This window comes from Allorhizobium sonneratiae (assembly GCF_023700755.1).
Taxonomy (GTDB): Bacteria; Pseudomonadota; Alphaproteobacteria; order Rhizobiales; family Rhizobiaceae; genus Allorhizobium; species Allorhizobium sonneratiae.
This window is the reverse complement of record NZ_JAMKOJ010000002.1, coordinates 441192-465945: the sequence shown is the minus strand read 5'-3', so window position 1 is coordinate 465945 and position 24754 is coordinate 441192. Positions and strand designations below refer to the sequence as shown.

Below are 24754 nucleotides of genomic sequence, written 5' to 3'. Positions count from 1 at the left end.
ACAGACCCTTATGCGCGCTTGCTTTCGATGGCGTCCCAGAGCAGGCTGGCAATATCGGCGCCGCCGAATTTCTTCACTTCGCGAATGCCGGTCGGCGAGGTGACGTTGATCTCAGTCATGTAATCGCCGATCACATCGATACCGACCAGAAGGAAGCCACGTGCCTTGAGGGCAGGGCCGATGCGGGCGCAGATTTCCTTTTCCCGTGCCGTCAGTTCGGTGGCTTCGGCACGACCGCCGACATGCATGTTGGAACGGCTGTCATGTTCGGCTGGAACGCGGTTGATAGCACCCACCGGTTCGCCATCCACAAGAATGATGCGTTTGTCACCCTTGCGCACCGCCGGCAGATAGCCCTGGGCGATGAAGGGCTCGCGGAACATCTGGCCGAACATTTCCAGAAGCGAGGTAAAATTGCGGTCATCACGGGTGGAATGGAACACGCCTGCGCCGCCATTGCCGTAAAGCGGCTTCAGGATGATGTCGCCCTGTTCCTCGCGGAAGGCGGCGATTTCGCCCGGATCGCGGGTGATCAGCGTTGGCGGCATCAGATCGGCAAATTCGGTGACGAAAATCTTTTCCGGCGAATTGCGTACCCAGGCCGGATCGTTGACGACAAGCGTCTTCGGATGGATGCGTTCCAGGAGATGGGTGGCGGTGATATAGGCCATGTCGAAGGGTGGGTCCTGGCGCAAAAGCACCACATCCATAGTCGATAGATCGACCCGTTCGGCTTGCCCCAGCGTGAAATGATCACCCTTGACATCGCGCAGTTGCATCGGCTCGACGGACGCATAAATCTTGCCATCGCGCATGGTCAGCCGATCCGGCGTGTAATGAAACAACTGATAACCGCGCGCCTGAGCCTCAAGGCTCATGGCGAAGGTGGAATCGCCTGCGATGTTAATCGTGGAGACGTGGTCCATTTGGACGGCGACGGTCTTGATCTTGGCCATTGTCTTTCTCTCGCTGAAACCGCGAAAGATTTAGGCCTCCCGACCTCAAAGCACAATGGCGTGCGCACCATTTCTGACACGCCTCCCGATTTTTCCGGCCTACAGCGCCGTGCGCCCAATATGGCGCACAAAACTCGCCGTAACGCTTTTCATCTGCTGCATCATTTTCACCTTAAATCTCACCCGATTTAAGGAATGATGCAGTGGCTTTTGTCATATCCTCCCCGTTCATCATGCCCGGCTGCGCATGGCATTGCGCAGACGATACAGTATCGCAACTGGCTCAGGAAAAGGTTTGCGCAGAAAGGCGATCTTGCGGACATAGGTGTCGATGCGCCATGTTGCCCAGCTTCCGGCTTTGAAATAGGCAATATCGCCTGTTTTTAACAGCCGTTCGGAACCATCCTCGGTGGTGACCAGAACGCTTCCTTCCTGGATGACAACAGTTTCATCCCAGCCGAAATGCCAGCGAAAGGTTCCGGCAGTGCAATCCCACACGGCTGTCACGCTGGCTTCATCATCACTTCTGGAATGATCGGCAAGGCGCGCCTGTGGCTCACCTTCTATAATCCAGTCCGGATGAATTGGCTGAGGCCGCATCTCCAGAGAACGCGCGGGTGCCGAAATAACAGGATCGACTGGCCCATCACGGCGTTTTGTCATCAGTGTGAAACCGGCCCAGCCGGCAATAAGCAATTTAAAAGGCATAACCCCAGTCCCCGTGAGCGTTCTAGGGTAATGCCAGATCGTTAAGCGGAGGTTGTCAAACGCGCATTGGCATCAGCACGTAAAGGGCATCATCGCCAGCGGTGTCGCGGATCAGGGTTGGCGACCCTGCATCGGCAAGCAGGAAAATCGCATCCTCACCGGAAAGCTGGGCAGTAATGTCCAAGAGATATTTGGCGTTGAAGCCGATTTCCATGGCATCGCTGTCATAGCCGACGGCCACTTCTTCCGTGGCGCTGCCGGAATCGGGATTGTTGACCGTCAGCGTCAGGTGACCATCGGCAATCGACAGCTTCACCGCCCGGCCGCGCTCGGAAGAAATGGTGGAAACGCGATCCACCGCCTTGGCGAAGCTTTCGCAATCGACCTGCATTTCCTTGTCGTTTCCGGTTGGGATCACCCGCTGATAATCGGGGAAGGTGCCGTCGATCAGCTTGGAGGTCATGACGATCTCGCCGATGGTGAGGCGGATCTTGGCGTCGGAAACTTCGAGCGACACGACGAGATCGGGATTGTCGACCAGTTTCTGCAATTCGCCGACCGTTTTGCGCGGAATGATGATACCCGGCATGCCCTCCGAGCCGGAGGGTGCTTCCATATCGGCGCGGGCAAGACGATGGCCGTCGGTGGCGACGGCGCGCAGCTTGAGTTTGCCGTCGGCCTCAATGGTGTGAAGATAGATGCCGTTCAGATAATAGCGGGTTTCTTCCGTGGAAATGGCAAATTGCGTGCGGTCGATCAGCATTTTCAGATCCGACGCCTTCAGCTTGAAAGCGTGGCTGAAACTGCCGGCGGTCAGATCGGGGAAATCGCTTTCCGGCAGGCATTGCAGCGAAAATTTCGAGCGGCCGGAGGCAACCGTCATCGTTGCGCCATCGGCGCTGGTCGACAAAAGCACCTCGGCGCCATCGGAAAGTTTGCGCACGATTTCATAAAGCAGGTGGGCGGGAACCGTGGTGGCACCGGCCATCTCGACATTGGCGGGCGTTGCCTCGGTGATTTCGAGATCGAGGTCGGTCGCTTTCATCGACAGGCTCTGGCCGTCGGCCTTCAACAGCACGTTGGACAGGATCGGAATGGTGTTGCGCCGTTCGACCACCCGGTGAACATGGTTCAGGGACTTCAGAAGATTGGACCGTTCAAGAGTAATACGCATCGACGCTGCCACTTTCGACTGTGCGATCCGGCTACGGGATCGGCTCTTCCTGCTGTTGCGGGCAAATATACCCGGCATGATTGGGAGGGGCAAAATGGCAGGAAAACCCATCAAAAGGCAAGAGGCACGACGTCTTGGAGCCGTTCTCTTCACGCTTTCCACCGGCAATTGCCGCCAAGGCCTTGCCTCGACTGCCGCAAATTCGCATAAAAGTGAAATTAAACAGTCACAGGAAGGCTGGCAATAAGAGGAAAACGCCCGTGAGCACGGATACTGACAGCGATCACCGTGCGAAAACCTTCCGTCTTCATGATCATCTGATCGTGGCCCGTCCGCTGGAACCGGCGCTCTATCTCGTGGCGACCCCCATCGGCAATCTCTCCGATATCACCCTGCGCGCGCTTGACGTGCTGGCCGGTGCCGATGTTCTGGCCTGCGAGGATACCCGCGTCACCCGTATCCTGCTCGACCGTTATGGCATTGCCACGCGGCCTTATGCCTATCACGAACATAATGCCGCAGAAGTCGGACCGAAACTGATCGAGGCTTTGGCGAGCGGTAAATCCGTGGCGCTTGTCTCCGATGCCGGAACGCCGCTCGTCTCCGATCCCGGTTATCGGCTGGGGCGGCTGGCCATCGATGCCGGGCTGAAAGTGGTGCCGATCCCCGGCCCCTCTGCTCCGCTTGCCGCCCTTGTCGGCTCCGGCCTGCCGAATGACGCCTTTCTTTTCGCCGGATTTTTGCCGGTAAAGGACAAGGCGCGACGCGAACGGTTGCAGGATCTTGGTGGGATCCAGGCGACGCTGATTTTCTTTGAATCGCCGCATCGCATCGGCGCGACCCTTGCCGCCGCGGCCAGCGTGCTTGGCGAAAACCGCAAGGCGGCGGTCTGCCGCGAACTGACAAAGACGTTTGAAGAGTTTCGTCGTGGCACGCTCGGCGAACTTTCTGCCTATTATGATGCGGATCGGCAGGTGAAGGGCGAGATCGTGCTGGTCATTGCGCCGCCGGATGCGCCGCCTGCTCCGGACGAAGAGGATGTCGATGCCTTGTTGATGCATCTGAGCGAGACCCTTCCGGCAGGCAAGGCCGCAACCGAGGCCGCCCGCCAGACAGGCCTGCCGCGCAAGCAGCTTTACGCCCGGCTTCTTGCCCTGAAAGAGGGATCGTGAGCGCGGCGGACAACGGCAACAGGCGCCGCCGGAAGGCGGAAAAGCGCGGCAAGCGGGCTGAAATTTTTGCCGCGTTGGCGCTGATGCTCAAGGGCTATCGCATTCTGGCCCTGCGCTACAAAACCAGGCTGGGCGAGATCGATCTCATTGCCCGGCGCGGTGATCTGGTGCTCCTGGTTGAGGTCAAGGCCCGCGCAAGCCAAGCTTCGGCTGTCGATGCCGTCAGCTTTGATAGCAAGCGGCGCATTCGTGCCGCAGGCGATCTCTGGCTTGCCAAGCAGAAGGATGCGGCCAGAATTTCCCTGCGCTGTGACATTGTTGCGGTTACGCCCTGGCGCTGGCCCCGTCATTTTCGCGATGCCTTTTGATGTGTTTGATAAATATTGAAGCCTGTAAGTATTGTTCCCTATTATTTCAGGGAATATAGGCGCATTGGCTTTGTAACAATACTGTCATAAAAAATTTAAAGTACTGTCACCATGCCTCTCTAATGGCTTCCTCACCCCATGTCTGGCGGAGAGGAAATCCATGTTCAAGAAAATTTCGATGGCGGCGCTGGCCGTAACCCTTTCGACCACCTCGTCCTATGCGGCAACCACCATCACCTTCTGGCATGGCATGGGCGGTCGCAACGCCGAAGTCATCAACGAAATCTCGAAGAAATTCAACGATTCCCAGAAGGAATGCATTCTGAACCCGGTTTCCAAGGGAACCTATGAGGAAGCACTTGCCTCTGGCATCGCCGCTTTCCGCTCGCATGAACAGCCGAACATTCTCCAGGTTTTTGACGCAGGCACCGCCACGATCATCGACGCCAAGGGCGCCGTCATTCCGGCGGAAGACCTGATCAAGAAGGAAGGTTTTTCCTTCGACCAGAAGGCTTTCATCGAAGGTGTTCGCTATTTCTATGCCGACAGCAAGGGCAAGTTCATCGGCATGCCGTTCAATTCTTCGGCGCCGATCATGTATTACAACACCGAAGCCCTGAAGAAGGCTGGCGTCGAGCCGCCGAAGACCTGGGAAGAATTTGAAAAGATCGCACAGAAGCTGAAGGATGCCGGCTATATTCCGCTCGTTCAGACGCAGCTGACCTGGGAATTCACCGAGAATTTCTTCTCGGTTCACGATCTGCAGTTTGCCACCAACAACAATGGCTATGACGGCATCAAGGGCACCACGCTCAAGGTCAATGATCCCGAGCATGTCATGATGTATGAAAAGCTGAAGGAATGGAAGGACAAGGGCTGGTTCGGCTATTACGGTGCCGGCTGGAACGACAACCAGAAGCCTTTCGAACAGGGTAAGGTCGCTCTGTGGATCGGTTCGTCCGGGTCCTTCGGTGGTCTGCAGAAGACGGCAACCATGCCGTTCTCGGCAACCTTCCTGCCCTATTGGGGCTCGATCAAGGGCGCAGGCGTCCACTCCTTCATCGGCGGTGCCGCCCTTTATGCCATGGCCGGCAAGCCGGAAGCGGAAAACCACTGCACCGCAGCTTTCTTCAACTTCCTGACCTCGCCGGAAATCCAGTATTACTGGCACAAGAACACAGGCTATGTTCCGATCACCACGGCAGCTTACGATCTGGCCAAGAAGGACGGCTATTATGAGAAGACGCCGGTGGCCGAGGTTGGCATCAAGCAGCTGATGCTGCCGGGCGGCAAGTGGGACAAGGGCTATCGCCTGGGCTTCTATCCGCAGATCCGCAGCGTCATGGAACGCGAATACAACAAGATCTTCTCGGGCGAAACCACGCCGAAGGCTGCGATGGACACCATCGAGAAGGAAGGCAACGAGATTCTTGCCCGCTTCGCCAAGACGGCCGGTTGATCCATCTTCATCAAGAACAGCAGTCCGGAGGTGAAAATCACCTCCGGGCTTTGTTATGAAAGAGCAACGCCATGAAGCGCGTCCAGTTTCAATCGAAATACCTGCCCTATCTGTTTCTGTTGCCGCAGCTGACCATTGCCGCCATCTTCTTTTACTGGCCAGCGGTTCAGGCGGTGCGGTCCTCCTTCTATATCGAGGATCCCTTTGGCTTCGGGGCCACCTTTGTCGGGCTTTCCAATTATCTGGATGTGCTGTCAGCGCCGGAATACCGGACCATTGCCGGTTTCACTGTCGTCTTCTGCCTGATTGTCACGGTGCTGGTCTCCTCCATCGGTCTGCTTCTGGCGGTTAAAGCGGATGCGGTCATCCGCGGGAAGTCCACCTATCGCACCCTGCTGATCGTCGTCTATGCGATTGCGCCGCCGGTGGGCGGTCTGATCGGGATGATGTTCTTTGATCAGCATATCGGCCCCTTCGTCCATTTCGTCCGTCTGTTCGGCTGGAACATGCAGGTTGGGGTGAATTATTATGACACCGCCTTCGCCATGATCGTCATCGCGGTGTGGAACCAGATTCCTTACAATTTCATCTTCTTCCTGTCCGGCCTGCAAGGCATTCCCGCCTCCGTGCGTGAAGCCGCCACCATCGATTGCCGCTCGGGCACGCGCCGCTTCTGGACGGTGATCATGCCGCTTCTGACGCCGACGGCCTTTTTCCTCATGGTCATCAACATGACCTATTCGCTGTTCGACACTTTTCCGCTGGTGGATGTCATCGTGCGCGACAAGCCTGCCGACAACCCGATCACCCTTGTTTACAAGGTCTATCAGGACGGTTTCCGCGGCAATGATATCGGCTCGTCCTCGGCGCAATCGGTGATGCTGATGGTGGTTGTGCTGATCCTGACAATGATCCAGTTCCGCTTCATCGAGCGGCGTGTCCATTACGGTTGAGGATATTTCCATGTACCGCACAAAAGTCTTCGACCATCTTATTCTGATCCTTGGCGTTGTCATCATGCTCGGCCCGCTGGTCGTGGCCTTCACCACCTCGACCCATACGGCGGCGGAAATCGACCGCCATGGCCTGATGCTGTCGATGGGGCATAATTTCATCCCCACCTACAAGAAGGTGATCTTTGCCCATAGCGGCTTCAGCGGCAGCGTCACCGGCCTCAATATGATGCTGAATTCGCTGATCCTCGGCCTCGGCTTTGCCATCGGCAAGATCGTGCTGTCGATGATGGCGGCCTATGCCATCGTCTATTTTCGCTTCCGCTTTGCCACGCTGGCCTTCTGGATCATCTTCACCACGCTGCTGTTGCCGCTGGAAGTGCGCATCGTGCCATCCTATCAGGTGGCAAGCGATCTTGGCCTGTTGAACAGCTATACCGGCATGATCCTGCCGCTTCTGGCCTCTGCCACCGGCACGTTTTTCTTCCGGCAGTTCTTCAAATCCGTGCCGGAGGAATTGCTGGAGGCCGCCCGCATCGATGGGGCGGGTCCGTTCAAGTTCTTCATCGACATTCTGATCCCGCTGTCGCGCACGATGATCGCCGCCGTCTTTATCATCATGTTCGTCTATGGCTGGAACCAATATCTCTGGCCGCTGATGACGACAACGGATGAGCATTATTATACGCTGATCCGCGGCATCAAGCAGATCCTGCAGGTCTGGGTCGGATCGCAACTGCCCGATTACAACGAAGCCTTCGCCATGGCCATTCTCGCCATGCTGCCGCCCATTCTGATCGTGGTGATTTTCCAAAGCTGGTTCATCAAGGGCCTCACCGAAACCGACAAGTAAGAGGGTATTCCCATGGCGTCGATCGATATCAATCAGGTCTCGAAGATTTATGACGGTGGTGTGCGGGCGGTCAATGCTGTCGACATCCAGATTGCCGATGGCGAGTTCATCGTGCTGGTTGGCCCCTCCGGCTGCGGCAAATCCACGCTGTTGCGCATGGTAGCCGGTCTGGAAGCCATCTCCGAAGGGGTGGTGCGCATTGGCGACCGGGTGGTCAACAAGACCGAACCGGCTGACCGCGACATTGCCATGGTGTTCCAGAATTATGCGCTCTATCCGCATATGACGGTGCGCCAGAATCTGGCTTACGGTCTGAAGAACCGCAAGACGCCCAAAGAAGACATCGAAGCGCGCGTCAGCGAAGCCGCCCGCATGCTGCAGCTTGAGCCCTATCTCGACCGCAAGCCGCGAGCCCTGTCCGGCGGTCAGCGTCAGCGCGTCGCCATGGGCCGCGCCATCGTGCGCAAACCGGCGGCCTTCCTCTTCGACGAGCCGCTTTCCAACCTCGACGCCAAGCTGCGCGTCTCCATGCGCGCCGAAATCCGCAAATTGCAGCGTCGCCTTGGCACCACCTCGATCTATGTCACCCATGACCAGCTCGAAGCCATGACACTGGCCGACCGGCTGGTCGTGCTGTCTGCCGGACGCATCGAACAGATCGGCACGCCGCTCGAGGTCTATCACCGCCCGGCCTCGACCTTCGTTGCCAGTTTTATCGGTTCTCCGGCAATGAACCTGATCACCGCCCGGCTCGAAGGCAGCCGTCTGACCATCTGGCCGACCACCTTCACTCTGCCGGTTGCTCCTGATTATTCCGGGGAAGTCACTATTGGCATCCGTGCCGAAGATCTGGCGCTGGCATCAGACGGTGATCCGGCAATCGATTTCAGAACCGATTATGTCGAGGAACTCGGTTCGACCCGGCTTGTGCACGGCTTTGTCGGTGATCAGGCCCTTTCCGTGTCGCTGCCTGTCGGCATGGCGATTTTGCCAGAGATGAAACTGGCGATCAGGCTGGAAAAATTGCATTTCTTCGGCAAGGACGGTCGCCGCCTTCCCATGCCGTTGACGGACAGCGCGGATGTCAAGGTTCTGGCGACAGAACAGGTCTGAAGCCATTCGGACACAGGGTGCAAACCCTGTGTAATTGCTAATAGGTTTGGCGCTGTACCAGTTGATACAGCGTCTTTGAACAGAAAATGCATCATCCGCAAGGTCCTGATTATTGAAAAAGGAGATTTGCAGGATGATGCGTTTTTTGATGAAAGCCCGGCTCTTTTTTGCCCTGATCGGCCTCTTATGTGCCGCACTTACCCAGAATGCTTATGCGGAAAAACGCCCGACCTATCCGTGGAAATCAGATTACCCGGTGGCATTGCCCGGTAACACGTCCAGGCATCATATGATCCCGTGGGATCAGTTGGTTCAGTTCGGCCTTTCCGCGATTGACACCGAAGAAAAAGCAAAAGCCTTTCTGAAAACCTATTCCGGCTTTGATGCGGCCAATCTCGGCACGTACGGTCAAGGCACCAAGGAAGAAAAAATCACGGCCTTATCAGAAGCCTATATTCAGAAGGTGCCGGATGCTGTCGAAACGATGAAGTCCTTGTTTGCCTGGATGCAGGGAAATCTGGTCGTCGGACCCAACCGTGGCACATCCGATCCCGGTGAAAAATTCGATGATGAGGCGTTTAACTGCCACCAGCATTATGCGGCACCAGCGGAGGCCGAAAAGTTTGAATATTTGAAGCAGAGATGGGATAAAAATTCGACAAAACCGGATGTTTTTGCAGTGTTATCAAAAACCCCTATGCTCGGACCTGACACCAGAACAGATCATCCTGCACCCCCCGAGCCTGCTTGCGTCTGGACCTTGCCATAAGGATAAAGGCAAAAAGCCGAAACCGTTGAATTGAACTGGAGGGTGAAATACGCTTCAGCCATCATGGCGCGCAAAGCCGCACGCGGCATCGCGCCGTGATATTTATTGCAGATGCATCCCATCTATCCACACAGGAAATCCTCGCTCGTCGTGGGAAATTTTCATAATCACGCCATTTTCTCTTGTTTTTGCGACAGTTGTTGCCAAATTGAATCGCAAGGCAATGAGGAGAGGGGCGCCATGACTCTGAAGAAACGGCTTGAAAAGAAGTTCGATGAGGAAATCCGTTTCTTCAAGGGCGTGATGCGGGGACCCAAGCTGGTTGGAGCAATCGTTCCGACCTCGACGATTACCGCCCGCAAGATGGCAAGTGTGGTCAATCCAGCCTCGGGACTCAAGGTTCTGGAACTGGGGCCGGGCACCGGTGTGATCACCAAGGCCATTCTGGCGCGCGGTCTCAAGCCGCAAAATCTTGTTTCCGTCGAATATTCCGAGGATTTTCATCGCCATCTCACCCAGACCATTCCGGGCGTGAATTTTATAAAGGGTGATGCTTTCAATCTGGGCGAAACGCTTGGCGATCTTGCCGGAGAAACTTTTGACAGCGTTATCTCCGCAGTGCCGCTGTTGAATTTCCCGATGGAGGCCCGCATCCGTCTGCTGGAAGACCTGCTGGATCGCCTTCCGCGCGGGCGACCTGTCGTGCAGATTTCCTATGGTCCGGTCTCGCCGATCATCGCCAAAGGTGGCAGCTACCATATCCGCCATCTGGATTTCATTGTACGTAATATTCCGCCCGCCCAGCTCTGGGTCTATAGCCGTCCCTGAACCTGTCTTTTCGTCCTTGACCCTTGCAGATTGGCCGTAGAAATGCCACTCCAGCACCGGTGATCATGGACAGGAGAGGGCACATGAAAGCACGCAACAGGCTGATCGTGGGACTGGATGTTCCAACCGTTGGCGATGCCGAGCATCTTGTCGACAGGCTGGGCGATACCGTGTCTTTTTACAAAATCGGCTATCAGCTGGCTTTTGCCGGCGGTTTTGCTCTGGCTGGAGAGCTGGCAAAAAGCGGCAAGCAAGTCTTTCTCGACATGAAGCTGCTTGATATCGACAATACTGTGGCCTCTGCCGTGGAAAACATCGTCCGCATGGGCATGACCATGCTGACGCTGCATGCCTATCCCAAGGCGATGCGTGCTGCTGTCGAGGCCGCAAGGGGATCGGGGCTCTGTCTGCTCGGCGTGACGGTGCTGACATCGATGGACGATGCCGATCTTCACGAGGCCGGTTATGACCGAACGGCGGAAAACCTTGTGCGGCTAAGGGCGCAGCAGGCGCGGGAAGCCGGCATGGGCGGCATCGTCTGCTCGGCGCAGGAAGCTGAAGCCGTGCGCTCCATCCTGGGGCCCGACATGGCGGTCGTCACGCCCGGTATACGCCCGGCAGGCGCCGACAAGGGCGATCAGAAACGGGTGATGACCCCGGCAGACGCGCTGAGCGCGGGGGCCAGCCATCTGGTCGTGGGCCGTCCGATCATTCGCGCCGAAGACCCGAAAGCGGCGGCTCTCGCCATTCTTCAGGAAATGGAGGCGGTCTCAGCGCCCGCTAAGGCTTGACCACTGTGCCGCTGATCTGGTTATGCGCGCCATTGTCGCGGATCAGGCTGGCGGTTCCGTCATCGATGACGGTGTTGGTTACGATATTGTTGTCGGCGAAATTGCCGTTATTGGCACCGCTGCCGAAAGGGGCAGGCGGATCGTCATAGCAATACAGCGACATGAAAGGCTCGTGCGCCCCAAGCCAGATAGCGGGATAAGGGCTTGTACCTTTGTCATAATCGAAGCGATTGTTGAGAAAACGGTTATATCTGGGCTCCTGATGCCGGATCGTGCCGCCCTCACCGCAATTGCGGAATACATAGATGCCGCCATGATCGGCATTGATGAAACTGTTGCCCTGAATGAGGTTGTTCGCCGATCCGTCAATCGCCATCATTTCCCGGTGTCCGTTACGGGTTTCAAACCGGGTATCGACAATGCTGTTATGTGCCGATTCGGCGTCCATATAGACGGCATGGGTTTTGACCGTACCGCCGATCACCGAATGGCTCAGCGTCACGTGGGTGACGCCGGGGGCGATGTAAAGCGCTTCCGGCCCTGCGGCGATAATCGTCACCTTGTCCAGTACAATGGACGTTGGGGCCACAGACTGGGCAAATTGCGTATGATTTCGGTTAAGTGAGGATTGACGCACTTCGTCTGCCTCGGCATTGGCCCCAAGGCCCATGATATGAACCGAGCCGTAAATGCGGCAGTTTTTGATGGAAATATCGTGGGGAACACTCCAGGCGCCGTTATCCTGATGCACGGAAGCGATCAGAATGGTGGGAGGCGCATCGCGTGGAGCCTTGCCCGGAATGCCAATCGTCCCGCCATGGCAGTCGATGGACGCGCCGCTGGCGCCCGCCCCGAAGAAAGCCAGATCCTGCGTCACCAGATCGTCCCTGTCGAGCGAAATCCGGCAGGTCACTGGAAATTGCACGGTCGGATCATCCGGTATATCGCGCAAAGTGGTGTAGACTGAGGCCGAGCAGGCCTGCGCTGCCGGAAGGCGCGACGCGGCATGGCTGCTATCGTCACAATAGCAAGCCGCAGACAGGGCCATCGCCAAAGCCCAACCTGCTGCATATCGTGCTTTTGCTTTTTCGCTCACACCCGTTTCCTTGCCGTTTCGATGCCGTCCTGCACGAGACCCTGGCAAATCAGCATCCTTTGCACCATGCACGAAAGACGCCGTAACATTTTAAATTTTGTGCAAAATTCCTTAAATCGACAGGGATTGAAGGGATCAGGCAGCCACTCCACGTTTTCATCCATGCCGTTGTCGCAAAACCGTTCCATGTTTTTGCGTGACATGCTTTATAATCGACAGGAAGAAACAGAAAGAGGTAATTTCATGGCGAAAGGCTATTGGATCGCGCGGGTCGATGTGCGCGATACGGAACGATACAAAGATTATGTTGCGACGGCCAAACCGGCTTTCGAGCGTTACGGTGCTGTTTTTCTGGCGCGGGGTGGGGAAACGAAGGCTGTGGAAGGGCAGGCGCGGGCGCGCAATGTCGTGATCGAATTCCCGTCCTTTCAGGCCGCTTATGATTGCTACCATTCACCGGAGTATCAGGCTGCCGTCAAAATACGCCAGGAGGTCGCCGATGGTGAAATCGTACTGGTTGAGGGCGTTGAATAAGCAGGAACATGCGAGGTCTTTACAGCGCCGTGCGCCAAATATGGCGCACAAAACTCGCTGTAACGCTTTTTATCTGCGGCATCATTTTCACCTCAAATCTCACCCGATTTAAGGAATGATGCAGTAAGCCGCCTCAGCTGTGACGCTCTGATATGAATGAAGTATCGCCTGCCGGGACTGGCTCGTGTGAGCCGTCAGGCGGGCGATGTTTCCTGCAAGCTTATGCAGCGGCCCAGGTTTGACGCCTGTGTGACTGAGCGTTCCCAGTCTGGCTGGTGATGAAATGGCTGACGACCTGATCGAGGTTTTCCGTTTCCTGTTCCAGTGAGTTGCAGGCAGCGGTTGCCTCTTCGGCCATGGCGGCATTCTGCTGGGTAAACTGATCCATCGAATTGGCCGCACCGGAGACTTCACGAAGCGAGAGGGACTGCTGGCGATTGTCCTCGGCAATATTGCGCACCAGATCTGACATGGCGGCAATTTCGGTGAGGATATCCTGGAAGGCTGAGCCGGTTGCCTGAACCAGTTCGCTGCCCAGATTGACCTGCTGGCGCGAGGCCGAGATCAGGCCACGGATATCCTGGGCGGCGGCGGCAGAGCGCTGGGCCAGATCGCGCACTTCCTGTGCAACGACGGTAAATCCCTTTCCGGCTTCGCCGGCGCGTGCCGCTTCGACACCCGCATTGAGCGCCAGAAGATTGGTCTGGAAAGATATCTCGTCGATCAGCACGATGATCTTGTCAATCCGCGATGCGGATTCCGCGATCTTTTTCATGGCATCGATGGCGGTTGAGACAACTGCGCCACCCTTTTCGGCCTTGCCATGAGCGTCGCGCGCTTTGTTCAGCGCTGTTTCTGCCTGGCTGGCGGTCTGGTCTACCCCATGTGAGACGACGGAGAGCGAACCGACGGTTTCCTCAAGGCTGGCGGCCTGCTGTTCCGTGCGCCGTGACAGGTCTGAGGCGGCCTGCACGATTTCCCGAAGGCCGTGACGGATCATGTTGGAACTGCTGACAACCGAACTCAGCGCCTCTTCGAGGTGGCCGACCGAGGTGTTGAAGCCCTGCCGGATCGGTTCATATTTGGCGGCAACCGGGCGCAGGCGGATGGTCAGATCGCCCTCTGCCAGTGCGTTAAGGCCCTTGGTTATCTCGCCGAAAGCCTGTTCCATGGCTTCCGCCTCCTGGGCGCGTTCTTCTTCACGTTCCAGACGCTGGCTTTCGGCCAATTTGCGTTCGCGTTCGGCAGCGGCTTCAGCCTGCATTTTGGCTTTGCCGGTTTCCCTGAAGACACGCAGAGCCCGCACCATGTCGCCGATTTCGTTCTTGCGCTCTTGCAGTGTCACATCTTCATCGGTTTCGCCGCGGGCCAGCCGGGTCATCGCCTGAGCGATCTGCAGCATGGGTCTGGCCACCGCACGGATGACGAAGAGGGCAATGCCGATGGCGAGAACGAGGCTGATGCCGCCGGCTCCCCACATCCAGCTACTGCCCTGACTGCCCTGACTGGAGGCTTTGGAAGCCGTTTCGCCGGCAATCTTGACGATGGATTCTGTGACATCGGTTGATGTCGAAACGGCGAGCGAGGCCTGTTTGTCGAAGGTGGCGACATTCGTCTTCAGCACGTCGAAGCTGGCATTGAGCTTTTGCAGACCATCTGAGAGATCGATCTCTGTCAGCCGGGTCAGCATTTTTCCAAACCCGGTGGCCTTTTTGAGACCGGTGGTGACGACGTCGGCCGTCTTGTCGGATGGCTCGAGCCGGTACCGCTCGACATTGACCAGCGCATCCTTCAAAATGTTGCTGACATTGCGCGAGGCGCCGAGAATGATACGGGCCTTGGAGCGCTCATTGTCGGTCTTTTCCTTGGTGGCAAGCTCGGCCTCTGCCGATTTGCGCAGCACAGCACCCAGTTGGCGTGATGACTGCGTCAGGGACTGAAACAGAGGCAGGCTATCCATCAATCCCGTTGCACCGCTGCCGGCTTCCTGCTTGAGAGCGGTCTGCAGGGCGTTGTAATCCGCTGAGATTTTCGCAGCGGTCGGCTGCACATCCGGCGTTCCGCCGAGACGCTGTATGACTTCCATGCCGGAGCTTGCCAGTTTCATGGCATCCTTCATCCGGCTCTGGGATACGGCCTCTGGCTTGCCGCCTGCCTGCAGGATGGTCATCTCCATCTCGTGAATGCCATCGCTGAACTGGCTGGCGCCCTGGGTCAGTTCCCGGATCCGGTTGAGCGAGATCAGGGCATAGTTAGAGTTGTTTTCGGCCTGGCTCACCATGTCGGTCGCCATTTTCTCGGCCTTGTCGGATAGCGTTAACAGCGAAGCTGTGGCTTTCTGCACATCGCTGCCTGCTGACTGGACCGCGGAATAGGAACTGGCCAGCGATCGCACCGCCGCAGACATGTTGGTGATGCCGCTTGTGACCTGTTCTTTTTCGGATGCCCCCAGACTAAGGGTGTTCAGCGTGCTCTGTGCCGATGCAAGTGCATTGACGGCGGCGTCGATCTGGGTCGTGTCCTTGGCGATCAGATACTGGATGATGGCGCCTTCGGCCTTGTTTGCCCCAATCAGCACGCGCGAGACATCCACGGTCTGGGAAACAGCGCCGGTCAGAGTATCAATACCGCGCAATCCCACACCGGCAACCACAAGAACGGAGGCGACAAGCAGTGTCATGCCTGTTGCCGCCCTGAAGCCTATCGAGTTCGCCTTGATGGCCATGTCTCCCCCGTATCCGCCGTGAACAGGCAGTCAAACCGTTTAAAGTGTTGGGGGGATTATAATGTGGGGCCATGAACAAAGTGTTTTCAAATGATGCCAGGGATGGGGCATGGGGACCGCCATCATCGTCTTCTTTGTGTTTTGAGAGATTGCTTGTCACTCTGGCCAGGATCCGACAAAAGCTCCGCCAAGTTGGGGAATACTGCATCATGGCTTAAAGCATGTCGGGTTTCATTGTCCTCAATGAAACGATAACGTATATGCGGCAAATCAAATATTTAAAGCGCGTTGCATGACGATGATAAGCCGCAACGTGCTTTAAATGGATCGATCGTTACATTGCCATTCAGTCGTCAGTCGTCAGTCGTCACTGACACACAAGGAATATATTTTAGACCAACCTGAGAGGAAATTTGAACCTGATGTGACTGAATTATTTTAAAAATCAATTGCTTGCTGGATTTGATGGCGGACAGGGAGGGATTCGAACCCTCGGTACGCTTTCACGCACACACGCGTTCCAGGCGTGCGCCTTAAACCACTCGGCCACCTGTCCATTCCGCCGCCCGTGATGCTTATCCGGGTCGGTTGGGCGCGACATATACCAAGGTTTCGGCAGCGATCAACCGAAATCTGACAGTTTTTCAACAATCCTGCTGAAAACTTTTGCTCGGTCATTTTTGCCTGGTCTCGTCGCAGGTTTTGCGATGTCGGCATGGCCCTTACAAGGCGGCACTTCGATGCTTAAATAGAACGGCATCAATCGTGCGGCGTCTGAAACGGTCGTCCGCCAACCGCACAGGGAGTGGAAATCATGCTGCTGAACGCTCTGCTTGGCAAGAAAACCATCATGCCGACTGTGGAAACCGCACTGCCCGGGCGCGCTGAGCCTCTCGCCACGGAGCGGGAGCATTATGTCACCGGCAGGCCGTTGAAAGGCCCTTATCCGGATGGATTGCGCACGATTTATCTCGGTATGGGTTGTTTCTGGGGGGCAGAGCGGCTTTTCTGGACAATGGAAGGGGTCTGGGTCACGGCTGTCGGCTATCAGGGCGGCATCACGCCCAATCCCACCTATGAGGAAACCTGCACCGGTCTGACGGGCCATGCGGAAGTGGTCAAGGTGGTTTACGATCCTGAGAAAGTGACGCTCGAAAAACTGTTGAAGCGGTTTTTTGAGGAGCACGATCCGACCCAGGGCATGCGTCAGGGCAATGATATCGGCACCACCTACCGCTCCGTGATCTATACGGAAAGCGCTGATGATCTGGACGCGGCCAGACGCATGGCCGAGGCTTTCGCCAGGGCGCTTGTCGAGGCGGGAGCGCCAAGATCCGTCACCACCGAGATCGCCGAAGCCGGTCCATTCTATTATGCCGAGGACTATCATCAGCAATATCTTGCCAAAAATCCTGGCGGTTATTGCGGTTTGCGTGGCACCGGCGTGTCCTGCCCGATCGTTTGATCAACGCAATACCAAGGTCAATCTATGTCCTACAGTCTCCGTCTCTCGCAGAGGCGGTGGATGTGGACTTTTGACGGAAAATCGGGGTTTTGCCTGAAAATTGACCAGTTGAAAAAAATTGGATGAATTTTACCCGCAGCCATGCAAGGATATTGTCTTGCCAGACCTTAAAAAAAGGGGGCGGGAACCCGTTCAGGGCGAAAAACAAGACAGGGGGAGCGCGTGGCCCACAAGGTTCATCGGCTGGATGGGCCTGAGTGCCACGCCTGCACAGCAATGTGAACGGCCGGTTTGCCTGCATGGCAGGCTAAGATGGCCGTGTTCCGGTTTTGGCATGAAATTCGCTTTATGACCGGGGACCTTGAACAGGATACGAGCAACACAGGGCTGCACAATGAAAAAATCCCTTCTGACGCTGTTTGCCATGGCTGCCATGGCTGCCACTGCCCACGCCGCCGACATCAAGCCGGCGCTGGTTTATGGAACGGGCGGTAAATTCGACAAATCCTTCAACGAAGCAGCGTTTCACGGGGCGGAGAAATTCACCAAGGAAACCGGCATCAAGTTCCGTGATTTCGAGCCGACCAGCGATACGCAGGGCGAGCAGGCAATCCGCAATTTTGCCCAGCGCGGCTATAATCCGGTTGTCGCCGTCTCCTTCGCCTGGACATCTGCCATGGAAAAGGTCGCCGCCGAATATCCAAAGACTGATTTCGTCATCATCGATGCCGAGGTCAAGCAGCCGAATGTTCGCTCCGTTCTCTTCCGTGAAGAGCAGGGCTCCTATCTCGTTGGCCTGCTTGCGGGCATGGCCTCGAAAACCGGTACGGTCAGCTTCGTCGGCGGCATGGATATTCCGCTGATCCGCAAGTTTGAATGCGGTTACGAACAGGGTGCCCGTGCGGCCAATCCCAAGATCAACGTGTTGCAGAACATGGTTGGAACCACCGGCGCTGCATGGAACGATCCGGTGCGCGGTGGCGAACTGGCGAAAAACCAGATCGATCAGGGCTCGGATGTGGTCTATGCTGCAGCCGGTGCGTCCGGTCTCGGCGCTCTTCAGACGGCGGCCGACAACAAGAAATACGGCATCGGCGTCGATTCCAACCAGAATTATCTGCATCCCGGTTACATGCTGACCTCCATGGTCAAGCGTGTCGATCTGGCGGTCTACAATGCCTATGAAGACACCAAGAACGGCAAATTCACCGCGGGCATCAATGTTCTTGGCGTCAAGGAAGGTGGTGTCGATGCTGCTATGGACCAGTATAACGCCAAGCTGATTACGCCTGAGATGAAGGCGGCCGTTGAAAAGGCCAAGGCGGGCATGATCGCCGGAACCTTGAAGGTTCACGATTATATGTCCGACAATTCCTGCCCGAAGGGCTAAAATCAATGGCGCAGACCGCTTGGCCGGTTTGCGCCCTTTTTCTGTCTGGCATAAGAAGATCGGGAAACGGGTGGAGAAAGCGTGAAACGCGGTCTTACTCGTATCCGGTTGATGTAAGCCGCCATGATCTGAATATGTGACAGCCCTGTGCAGCGGAGTCTGCCTTTCTGTCCTTGTGGAGACGCCTGTTTTGGACCAACCGCTTGCTATCGAACTCATCGGCATCGACAAGAAATTCGGCCCGGTTCATGCCAATAAATCCATCGATCTCAAGGTGAAGCGTGGCTCCATTCACGGCATCATCGGAGAAAACGGTGCCGGTAAATCGACGCTGATGTCCATTCTCTACGGCTTTTATCAGGCCGATGAGGGCGAAATCCTGATTGGCGGCAAGCCAACAGCTATCCGTGACAGTCAGGCGGCGATTGCCGCAGGCATCGGCATGGTGCACCAGCACTTCATGCTGGTTGAAAATTTTACCGTTCTTGAAAATATCATTCTCGGGGCCGAAGGCGGTGCCATTTTGGGGCAGGGCGTGCAAAAGGCGCGTGCGGCGCTGAAAAAGCTGGAAGAGGATTACGGTCTTGAGGTCGACCCCGATGCGGTGATCGAGGAATTGCCGGTGGGGCTGCAACAGCGGGTGGAAATTCTCAAAGCGCTTTATCGCGGCTGCGATATTCTGATTCTCGACGAGCCGACCGGCGTGCTGACGCCTGCCGAAGCCGACCATCTGTTCCGGATACTCGATGCGCTTCGCGCCGAGGGCAAGACGGTGCTGCTGATCACTCACAAGCTCAGGGAGATCATGGCGATCACCGATACGGTGTCGGTGATGCGGCGTGGCGAAATGGTGGCGACCCGCAAGACCGCAGACACCACGGTCGAGGAGCTGGCAGAGCTGATGGTGGGCCGCCGCGTGCTGTTGCGGGTGGACAAGAAACCGGCGGAGCCGAAGGATGTGGTTCTGTCGGTGCGCAACCTGACGGTCAAGGACAATCGCGGCGTCACCATGGTGGAGAATGTCTCCTTCGATGTCCGCGCCGGAGAGATCGTCGGCATTGCCGGCGTGGCCGGCAATGGCCAGAGCGAGTTGCTGGAGGCGATCACCGGCATTCGAAAACCTGTTTCAGGCGATATTCTGTTCGAGGGCAAGCCGATCAACGGTTTCGATCCTGCCCGTCTGCGGGCGCTCGGCATTGCCCATATCCCGGAAGACCGCCATCATATGGGGCTTGTGCTGGCGTTTGAGGAAAGCCAGAATGCGATCCTGGGTTATCATCGCGACCGGCGTTACAGCCGCGGCTTGTTCATGAACCAGAAGGCAATCCGCGCGAGCGCCGAGGCAGAGATTGCCAAATATGATATTCGCCCGCCCAATCCGCGATTGAAGACGGCGAATTTTTCCGGTGGCAACCAGCAGAAAATCGTCGTCGCGCGCGAAATCGAGCGCGATCCGAGCCTTCTGGTGATCGGTCAGCCGACCCGCGGCGTCGATATCGGCGCCATTGAATTCATTCATCGCCGTATCATCGAAACCCGCGATGCGGGCAAGGCGCTGCTGCTGGTCTCCGTCGAGCTGGATGAGATCCGGGCGCTGTCGGACCGGGTTCTGGTGATGTTTGCCGGTCAGGTCGTCGGCGAAAAACAGCCGGATGCCGATGAACAGACACTTGGCCTGATGATGGCCGGTATTGCCGCTTGAGGTTTTGATGAGTACCGCTTCCGTTCCCTTGCCTAACTGGATCACCTACGGGCTTCTGCCGCTGATCAACCTGATCCTGGCGTTCCTCGTCTCGGGCCTTGTGGTCTGGATCATTGGCGAGAACCCCTGGGAGGCGCTGAAACTGATGCTGACCGGGGCGCTGGGCCGCGGTGAAGGCATCGGTTTCACCCTCTATTATGCGACGAATTTCATTTTCACCGGCCTTTCCGTGGCTGTGGCCTATCATGCGGGCCTGTTCAACATCGGCTCGGAAGGTCAGGCCTATGTCGGGGGGCTTGGCGCGACGCTGGTGGCTCTGGCGCTCGATCATTATTGTCCATGGTATGTGACCATGCCCTTTGCCATTGCCGGTGCTGCCCTGTTCGGCGCGGCCTGGGCCTTTATCCCGGCCTGGCTTCAGGCCAAACGCGGCAGCCATATCGTCATCACCACCATCATGTTCAATTTCATCGGTTCGGCGCTGATGGTCTATCTTTTGGTGCATGTGCTGATCGTTCCGGGCAGCATGGCGCCGGAAAGCCGTGGCTTCCTGCCCGGCGGGATGTTGCCCGATATGAGCTGGTTCATGTCTCTCTTCGGTCTGAGCCTTGGTGCGGCCCCCTTCAACGTCTCTTTCCTGATTGCGCTCGTCATGTGCTATCTGGTCTGGCTGCTGATCTGGCGCACGCGCTTCGGTTATGAAATGCGCACGCTGGGCCTCAGCCGCTCGGCGGCAAGCTATGCCGGCATCTCCTATACGCGCATCGTCATTGTGACCATGCTGATGTCCGGCGCGCTGGCTGGAATGACGGCGCTCAACATCGTCATGGGTGCAACGGGGCGTCTTCAGGTGGAATTTGTCGGCGGTGCTGGCTTTGTCGGCATTGCCGTCAGCCTCATGGGGCGCAACACGCCGCTTGGCATCCTGCTTGCCGCCATTCTGTTCGGCGTGCTCTATCAGGGCGGTGCGGAACTGTCTTTCGACATGCCCAATATCAACCGTGATATGATCATCGTCATTCAGGGGCTGGTCATCCTGTTTGCCGGTGCGCTGGAATTCATGTTCCGGCCGCTGATCGTGAAGGCCTATCTGGCCATGAAAAAAGCCTGAGGAGTGTCGGCATGGATTATTTCGATATCTTTGTCAGCATGCTCGGCTCCACGGTCAGGCTGTCCATTCCGCTGATCTTCACCGCGCTGGCGGGCATGTTTTCCGAACGCGCCGGCATTTTCGACATCGGGCTGGAAGGCAAGATGCTGGCATCGGCCTTTGCTGCAGCCACGGTCGCCGCCCTGACCGGCTCGGCCTGGGCCGGGCTTTTCGGTGGTATTGCGGTGTCGATTGTCCTGTCTCTGGTGCATGGTTTTGCCTCGATCACCTGCCGCGGCAATCAGATCATTTCCGGGGTGGCGCTGAATTTTGTCGCTGCCGGCTTGACCGCCGTGCTGGGCCAGGCCTGGTTCAGCCAGGGCGGGCGCACGCCGCAATTGCCGCGCACGGCCCGTTTCGATTCCATCACGCTGCCCGGTGCCGAGGCTCTTCATAACGTGCCGGTGATCGGTCGGATTTATGCGGAAGTGATTTCCGGCAACAATCTTCTGGCCTATCTTGCTTTTCTCGCAGTTCCGCTCAGCTGGTGGGTGCTCTACCGCAGCCGCTTTGGCCTCAGATTGCGCGCTGTGGGGGAAAACCCCGGTGCTGTCGATACGGCCGGCATTTCGGTGACCTGGCTGCGCTATCGCTCGGTCATCCTTGCCGGTTTCCTCTGCGGTTTTTCCGGCACCTATCTTTCGATTGCCCAGTCGGCAGCCTTCATTCGCGACATGTCGGCGGGCAAAGGCTATATTGCGCTGGCCGCGCTGATCTTTGCCAAATGGAAGCCGGTGCCGGTGTTGTTTGCCTGCCTTCTGTTCGGTTTTCTCGATGCCAGCGGCAATTTCATGCAAGGCAAATCCCTGCCGCTGATTGGTGAAGTGCCGGTGCAGATTTTTCAGGCACTGCCCTATATTCTAACCTGCATTCTTCTGGCAGGATTTATCGGCTCGGCCAGATCGCCGAAGGCTGGTGGCGTGCCCTATGTGAAGGAGCGTTGATCCATGGCCCATGACCTGTTCGAAGCCGCCCGCGACGCCATGGTCTTTGCCCATGCGCCCTATTCAAAATTTCCGGTGGGGGCGGCGATCCGTGCCGATGACGGCAGGATCTATACCGGGGCCAATATCGAAAACCTCTCCTTCCCGCAGGGCTGGTGCGCGGAGCCGACGGCTATCGGCTGCATGATCATGGGCGGGGGCCGGAAAATTGTCGAAATCGCCGTGATTGCTGAAAAACTGGCGCTGTGCCCGCCCTGTGGCGGCTGCCGACAGAAAATCCGCGAGTTTGCCGTCGCAGAGACGAAAATCTATCTCTGCGACGAGGTTGGCGTGCAGAAAACCATGACCATGGATGAACTTCTGCCCTTCAGTTTTGACACGGATGTCATCGGCTGATCAACTCCACGCGATAAGCCTTTTGTTTGGGATCGGCGGGTGCCTTGAAAAATCATGGCCAGCCCTGCCCATCCCTGTTTATAAAGAAGCGGCAAAATGGAGGAGAAGATCTTGGATAGTCGTGAATTGCGCGAATGCGCTGCGCTCGCCCTGTCGGTTCTGGACCTGACCAATCTGAAAGATGACTGCACGCCGGAGGAGATCGAGGCCCTGTGCGAGAAGGCCCACGGTCCTTATGGACACACGGCTGCCATCTGCATCTGGCCGCGTTTCGTTGCGCAGGCGCGCAGCCTTCTGGGCGATGGCAATGTGGTGAAGATCGCCACCGTCGTCAATTTTCCCGCGGGCGACATGGATGTTGCCGCCGTGGTGAACGAGACGAAACAGGCACTTGCCGATGGCGCCGACGAGATCGATCTTGTCATTCCCTATCGAAAATTCATCGCGGGCGACGAGCAGGCGGTGGTTCAGATGATCCGTGCCGTGCGGGCGGCCATCCCGTCTCCGGCGGTGCTCAAGGTCATTCTGGAAACCGGCGAACTCAAGAGCCAGGCGCTGATCCGTCGTGCCAGTGACATTGCAATTGCCGAAGGGGCGGATTTCATCAAGACCTCCACCGGCAAGGTTGCCGTCAACGCCACGCTGGAAGCGGCAGACACGATGCTGCAGGCCATTCGCGACAGCGGCGGCAAGGTTGGCTTCAAACCCGCGGGCGGCATTTCCTCGGTTCGCGATGCCATTCTTTATTTCCGCCATGTCAGCGCCATTATGGATGAAAACTGGATCATGCCCTCCACCTTCCGCTTCGGCGCTTCCAGCCTGCTCAACGACATTGCCGCCGTGCTGAGCGGTCAGGACTCGACCCGACAGGCCAGCGGATACTAAAAAGATGCTGCCGCAGGAAATCATCCGGAAAAAACGCGACGGTCTCATTCTGTCCGCTGATGAGATTGCCGGTTTTATCCGGGCCTTGGCTGAGGACAGGCTGTCCGAAGGACAGATTGCCGCCTTTGCCATGGCGGTTTACCTGCGCGGCATGAGCGATGCAGAAACCGTGGCGCTGACGCTGGCCATGCGGGACAGCGGCACGGTGTTGACATGGCCGGGCGTGGAGCGCCCGATTGCCGACAAGCATTCCACCGGCGGCGTTGGCGATGGCGTGTCGCTCATTCTCGCGCCGGTGGCTGCCGCCTGCGGTTTGGCGGTGCCGATGATTTCCGGTCGCGGCCTTGGCCATACGGGCGGCACGCTGGACAAGCTGGAATCGATACCCGGCTACAATATTGCCCCGGATGCCGAACACTTGCGTGCGCTGGTGCGCAGCGTTGGAGCCGCCATCATCGGCCAGACCGCCGATCTCGCCCCCGCCGACAAGCGGCTTTATGCCGTGCGCGATGTGACGGCGACGGTGGAATCTGTGCCTCTGATTACGGCCTCCATCCTGTCGAAAAAACTCGCTGCCGGGCTTGAAAGCCTGGTGATGGATGTGAAGCTCGGCAACGGGGCTTTCATGACCGATCTTGCCGAGGCCCGCGTGCTTGCTGCCTCGCTGGTGGCGGTGGGCAATGGTGCGGGCATGAAAACTTCGGCGCTGATCACCGATATGAACGCGCCCTTGTCGAATGTGGCTGGCAATGCGCTGGAAGTGGCCTATGCGCTTTCCATCCTCAGGCGGGAGGTGAAAGATAGCCGGCTAGAGAAGGTTACGCTGGCGCTTGTGGCGGAGATGTTGGTCAATGCCGGTGTGGAACACGATTACGATCAGGCGTTGGCCCGTAGCCGTCAGGCGCTGGACAGCGGCACTGCCGCCGATCTCTTTGCCCGCATGGTGCATGGTCTGGGTGGTCCTGCGGATTTTCTTGAGCGGGCAGGGCATTATCTGCCGCATGCTCCGGTTATTCTGCCGGTCGTCGCAGACGAAAGCGGTTTTCTTGCTGATGTCGCCACCCGCGATCTCGGGCTTGCGGTGATCGGCCTTGGTGGCGGACGGCTGCGGCCGGATGATGCCATCGATCACGCCGTGGGCCTGAGCGACCTTTTGCCATTGGGCAGCGCGGTCAAGGCGGGCGATGTGCTGGCCCGCGTTCATGCGCGTGATGCATCAAGCGGAGAACGCGCAGTTCGGGATGTGTTGGCGGCTTATCACATCGCGGCGACAGCGGCTGATGCACGAGATCACATTCTGGAGCATATTCGATAGGTCGCTTG

General features: G+C 57.3%; 23 protein-coding genes and 1 tRNA gene. 18 read left to right on the top strand and 6 right to left on the bottom strand.

Annotated features, from left to right (window positions below; translation table 11 throughout):
* Positions 1–8 precede the first annotated feature (8 nt).
* The 3 genes from gshB to dnaN form a co-directional block, all read right to left on the bottom strand.
* Positions 9–956 (bottom strand): glutathione synthase, encoded by a 948-nt coding sequence (gene gshB, locus NAC44_RS05160; protein WP_250938535.1) that lies wholly within the window; start codon positions 954–956, stop codon positions 9–11.
* 231 nt (positions 957–1187) lie between these two features.
* A complete protein-coding gene (locus tag NAC44_RS05155) occupies positions 1188–1664 on the bottom strand; it encodes a cupin domain-containing protein (protein ID WP_420839876.1) in 477 nt (158 codons plus the stop codon).
* Positions 1665–1719: 55 nt separating this feature from the next.
* On the bottom strand, positions 1720–2838 hold the full coding sequence (gene dnaN / locus NAC44_RS05150; RefSeq protein WP_250938531.1) for a DNA polymerase III subunit beta: 1119 nt from the start codon (positions 2836–2838) through the stop codon (positions 1720–1722).
* A 260-nt stretch (positions 2839–3098) separates the two neighbouring features.
* Here dnaN and rsmI point away from each other — a divergent pair, with 260 nt between their 5' ends.
* From rsmI to pyrF, 9 genes are all read left to right on the top strand, one after another.
* Entirely contained in the window at positions 3099–4010 is a 912-nt protein-coding gene (gene rsmI / locus NAC44_RS05145; RefSeq protein WP_250938529.1) for a 16S rRNA (cytidine(1402)-2'-O)-methyltransferase, read from the top strand.
* Complete coding sequence (locus NAC44_RS05140; protein ID WP_420839875.1) at positions 4007–4378, top strand: YraN family protein; 372 nt, start codon at positions 4007–4009, stop codon at positions 4376–4378. The genes rsmI and NAC44_RS05140 overlap by 4 nt, the downstream gene beginning before the upstream one ends.
* Before the next feature lie 160 nt (positions 4379–4538).
* Positions 4539–5837, top strand: coding sequence for an extracellular solute-binding protein (locus NAC44_RS05135; RefSeq protein WP_250938527.1), 1299 nt, complete (start codon positions 4539–4541; stop codon positions 5835–5837).
* A gap of 71 nt (positions 5838–5908) precedes the next feature.
* The gene (locus NAC44_RS05130; RefSeq protein ID WP_250938525.1) at positions 5909–6790 is read left to right on the top strand and encodes an ABC transporter permease subunit; all 882 of its coding nucleotides are present in this window, start codon (positions 5909–5911) and stop codon (positions 6788–6790) included.
* A 10-nt stretch (positions 6791–6800) separates the two neighbouring features.
* Complete coding sequence (locus NAC44_RS05125) at positions 6801–7643, top strand: ABC transporter permease subunit (protein ID WP_250938524.1); 843 nt, start codon at positions 6801–6803, stop codon at positions 7641–7643.
* Positions 7644–7655: 12 nt separating this feature from the next.
* Positions 7656–8756, top strand: coding sequence for a sn-glycerol-3-phosphate ABC transporter ATP-binding protein UgpC (gene ugpC, locus NAC44_RS05120; RefSeq protein WP_250938522.1), 1101 nt, complete (start codon positions 7656–7658; stop codon positions 8754–8756).
* A 133-nt stretch (positions 8757–8889) separates the two neighbouring features.
* Positions 8890–9525: a hypothetical protein gene (locus NAC44_RS05115; protein WP_250938519.1), complete on the top strand. Its 636-nt coding sequence runs from the start codon at positions 8890–8892 to the stop codon at positions 9523–9525.
* A 240-nt stretch (positions 9526–9765) separates the two neighbouring features.
* Positions 9766–10353: a phospholipid N-methyltransferase PmtA gene (gene pmtA, locus NAC44_RS05110; protein WP_250938517.1), complete on the top strand. Its 588-nt coding sequence runs from the start codon at positions 9766–9768 to the stop codon at positions 10351–10353.
* Positions 10354–10436: 83 nt separating this feature from the next.
* Positions 10437–11144: an orotidine-5'-phosphate decarboxylase gene (gene pyrF / locus NAC44_RS05105; protein WP_250938515.1), complete on the top strand. Its 708-nt coding sequence runs from the start codon at positions 10437–10439 to the stop codon at positions 11142–11144.
* On the opposite strand, the gene NAC44_RS05100 is transcribed toward pyrF, so the two are convergent.
* A complete protein-coding gene (locus tag NAC44_RS05100; protein ID WP_250938498.1) occupies positions 11134–12240 on the bottom strand; it encodes a right-handed parallel beta-helix repeat-containing protein in 1107 nt (368 codons plus the stop codon). The genes pyrF and NAC44_RS05100 overlap by 11 nt on opposite strands.
* A gap of 243 nt (positions 12241–12483) precedes the next feature.
* Between NAC44_RS05100 and NAC44_RS05095 the strand changes: the two genes are divergently transcribed.
* A complete protein-coding gene (locus NAC44_RS05095) occupies positions 12484–12774 on the top strand; it encodes a DUF1330 domain-containing protein (RefSeq protein WP_250938496.1) in 291 nt (96 codons plus the stop codon).
* A 220-nt stretch (positions 12775–12994) separates the two neighbouring features.
* On the opposite strand, the gene NAC44_RS05090 is transcribed toward NAC44_RS05095, so the two are convergent.
* Together NAC44_RS05090 and NAC44_RS05085 are read right to left on the bottom strand one after the other, a co-directional pair.
* Positions 12995–15499, bottom strand: coding sequence for a methyl-accepting chemotaxis protein (locus NAC44_RS05090; RefSeq protein ID WP_250938495.1), 2505 nt, complete (start codon positions 15497–15499; stop codon positions 12995–12997).
* 466 nt (positions 15500–15965) lie between these two features.
* A tRNA-Ser gene (locus NAC44_RS05085) sits at positions 15966–16055 on the bottom strand.
* Positions 16056–16313: 258 nt separating this feature from the next.
* On the opposite strand from NAC44_RS05085, the gene msrA reads away from it, so the two are divergent.
* From msrA to deoA, 8 genes are all read left to right on the top strand, one after another.
* Positions 16314–16964, top strand: a complete 651-nt coding sequence (msrA, locus tag NAC44_RS05080) for a peptide-methionine (S)-S-oxide reductase MsrA (RefSeq protein WP_250938493.1) — start codon at positions 16314–16316, stop codon at positions 16962–16964.
* Positions 16965–17358: 394 nt separating this feature from the next.
* Positions 17359–18354 (top strand): BMP family lipoprotein, encoded by a 996-nt coding sequence (locus NAC44_RS05075; protein ID WP_250938491.1) that lies wholly within the window; start codon positions 17359–17361, stop codon positions 18352–18354.
* Positions 18355–18529: 175 nt separating this feature from the next.
* Positions 18530–20056 carry an ABC transporter ATP-binding protein gene (locus tag NAC44_RS05070; protein WP_250938488.1) on the top strand — a complete coding sequence of 509 codons (1527 nt, stop codon included), beginning with the start codon at positions 18530–18532 and terminating at the stop codon, positions 20054–20056.
* A 7-nt stretch (positions 20057–20063) separates the two neighbouring features.
* Positions 20064–21167 carry an ABC transporter permease gene (locus tag NAC44_RS05065; RefSeq protein WP_250938485.1) on the top strand — a complete coding sequence of 368 codons (1104 nt, stop codon included), beginning with the start codon at positions 20064–20066 and terminating at the stop codon, positions 21165–21167.
* A gap of 11 nt (positions 21168–21178) precedes the next feature.
* On the top strand, positions 21179–22150 hold the full coding sequence (locus NAC44_RS05060; RefSeq protein ID WP_250938483.1) for an ABC transporter permease: 972 nt from the start codon (positions 21179–21181) through the stop codon (positions 22148–22150).
* A 3-nt stretch (positions 22151–22153) separates the two neighbouring features.
* Positions 22154–22546 carry a cytidine deaminase gene (locus tag NAC44_RS05055; RefSeq protein ID WP_250938481.1) on the top strand — a complete coding sequence of 131 codons (393 nt, stop codon included), beginning with the start codon at positions 22154–22156 and terminating at the stop codon, positions 22544–22546.
* A gap of 111 nt (positions 22547–22657) precedes the next feature.
* A complete protein-coding gene (deoC, locus tag NAC44_RS05050) occupies positions 22658–23431 on the top strand; it encodes a deoxyribose-phosphate aldolase (protein ID WP_250938479.1) in 774 nt (257 codons plus the stop codon).
* Positions 23432–23435: 4 nt separating this feature from the next.
* Positions 23436–24746, top strand: a complete 1311-nt coding sequence (gene deoA, locus NAC44_RS05045; RefSeq protein ID WP_250938477.1) for a thymidine phosphorylase — start codon at positions 23436–23438, stop codon at positions 24744–24746.
* Positions 24747–24754 lie beyond the last annotated feature (8 nt).

Excerpts from the sequence above, each read along its gene's own strand:
- gshB (WP_250938535.1), bottom strand. The coding sequence starts at position 956 with ATGGCCAAGATCAAGACCGTCGCCGTCCAAATGGACCACGTCTCCACG.
- NAC44_RS05155 (WP_420839876.1), bottom strand. The coding sequence starts at position 1,664 with ATGCCTTTTAAATTGCTTATTGCCGGCTGGGCCGGTTTCACACTGATG.
- dnaN (WP_250938531.1), bottom strand. The coding sequence starts at position 2,838 with ATGCGTATTACTCTTGAACGGTCCAATCTTCTGAAGTCCCTGAACCAT.
- NAC44_RS05135 (WP_250938527.1), top strand. The coding sequence starts at position 4,539 with ATGTTCAAGAAAATTTCGATGGCGGCGCTGGCCGTAACCCTTTCGACC.
- NAC44_RS05130 (WP_250938525.1), top strand. The coding sequence starts at position 5,909 with ATGAAGCGCGTCCAGTTTCAATCGAAATACCTGCCCTATCTGTTTCTG.
- NAC44_RS05125 (WP_250938524.1), top strand. The coding sequence starts at position 6,801 with ATGTACCGCACAAAAGTCTTCGACCATCTTATTCTGATCCTTGGCGTT.
- ugpC (WP_250938522.1), top strand. The coding sequence starts at position 7,656 with ATGGCGTCGATCGATATCAATCAGGTCTCGAAGATTTATGACGGTGGT.
- NAC44_RS05115 (WP_250938519.1), top strand. The coding sequence starts at position 8,890 with ATGATGCGTTTTTTGATGAAAGCCCGGCTCTTTTTTGCCCTGATCGGC.
- pmtA (WP_250938517.1), top strand. The coding sequence starts at position 9,766 with ATGACTCTGAAGAAACGGCTTGAAAAGAAGTTCGATGAGGAAATCCGT.
- pyrF (WP_250938515.1), top strand. The coding sequence starts at position 10,437 with ATGAAAGCACGCAACAGGCTGATCGTGGGACTGGATGTTCCAACCGTT.
- NAC44_RS05095 (WP_250938496.1), top strand. The coding sequence starts at position 12,484 with ATGGCGAAAGGCTATTGGATCGCGCGGGTCGATGTGCGCGATACGGAA.
- NAC44_RS05090 (WP_250938495.1), bottom strand. The coding sequence starts at position 15,499 with ATGGCCATCAAGGCGAACTCGATAGGCTTCAGGGCGGCAACAGGCATG.
- msrA (WP_250938493.1), top strand. The coding sequence starts at position 16,314 with ATGCTGCTGAACGCTCTGCTTGGCAAGAAAACCATCATGCCGACTGTG.
- NAC44_RS05075 (WP_250938491.1), top strand. The coding sequence starts at position 17,359 with ATGAAAAAATCCCTTCTGACGCTGTTTGCCATGGCTGCCATGGCTGCC.
- NAC44_RS05065 (WP_250938485.1), top strand. The coding sequence starts at position 20,064 with ATGAGTACCGCTTCCGTTCCCTTGCCTAACTGGATCACCTACGGGCTT.
- NAC44_RS05060 (WP_250938483.1), top strand. The coding sequence starts at position 21,179 with ATGGATTATTTCGATATCTTTGTCAGCATGCTCGGCTCCACGGTCAGG.
- NAC44_RS05055 (WP_250938481.1), top strand. The coding sequence starts at position 22,154 with ATGGCCCATGACCTGTTCGAAGCCGCCCGCGACGCCATGGTCTTTGCC.
- deoA (WP_250938477.1), top strand. The coding sequence starts at position 23,436 with ATGCTGCCGCAGGAAATCATCCGGAAAAAACGCGACGGTCTCATTCTG.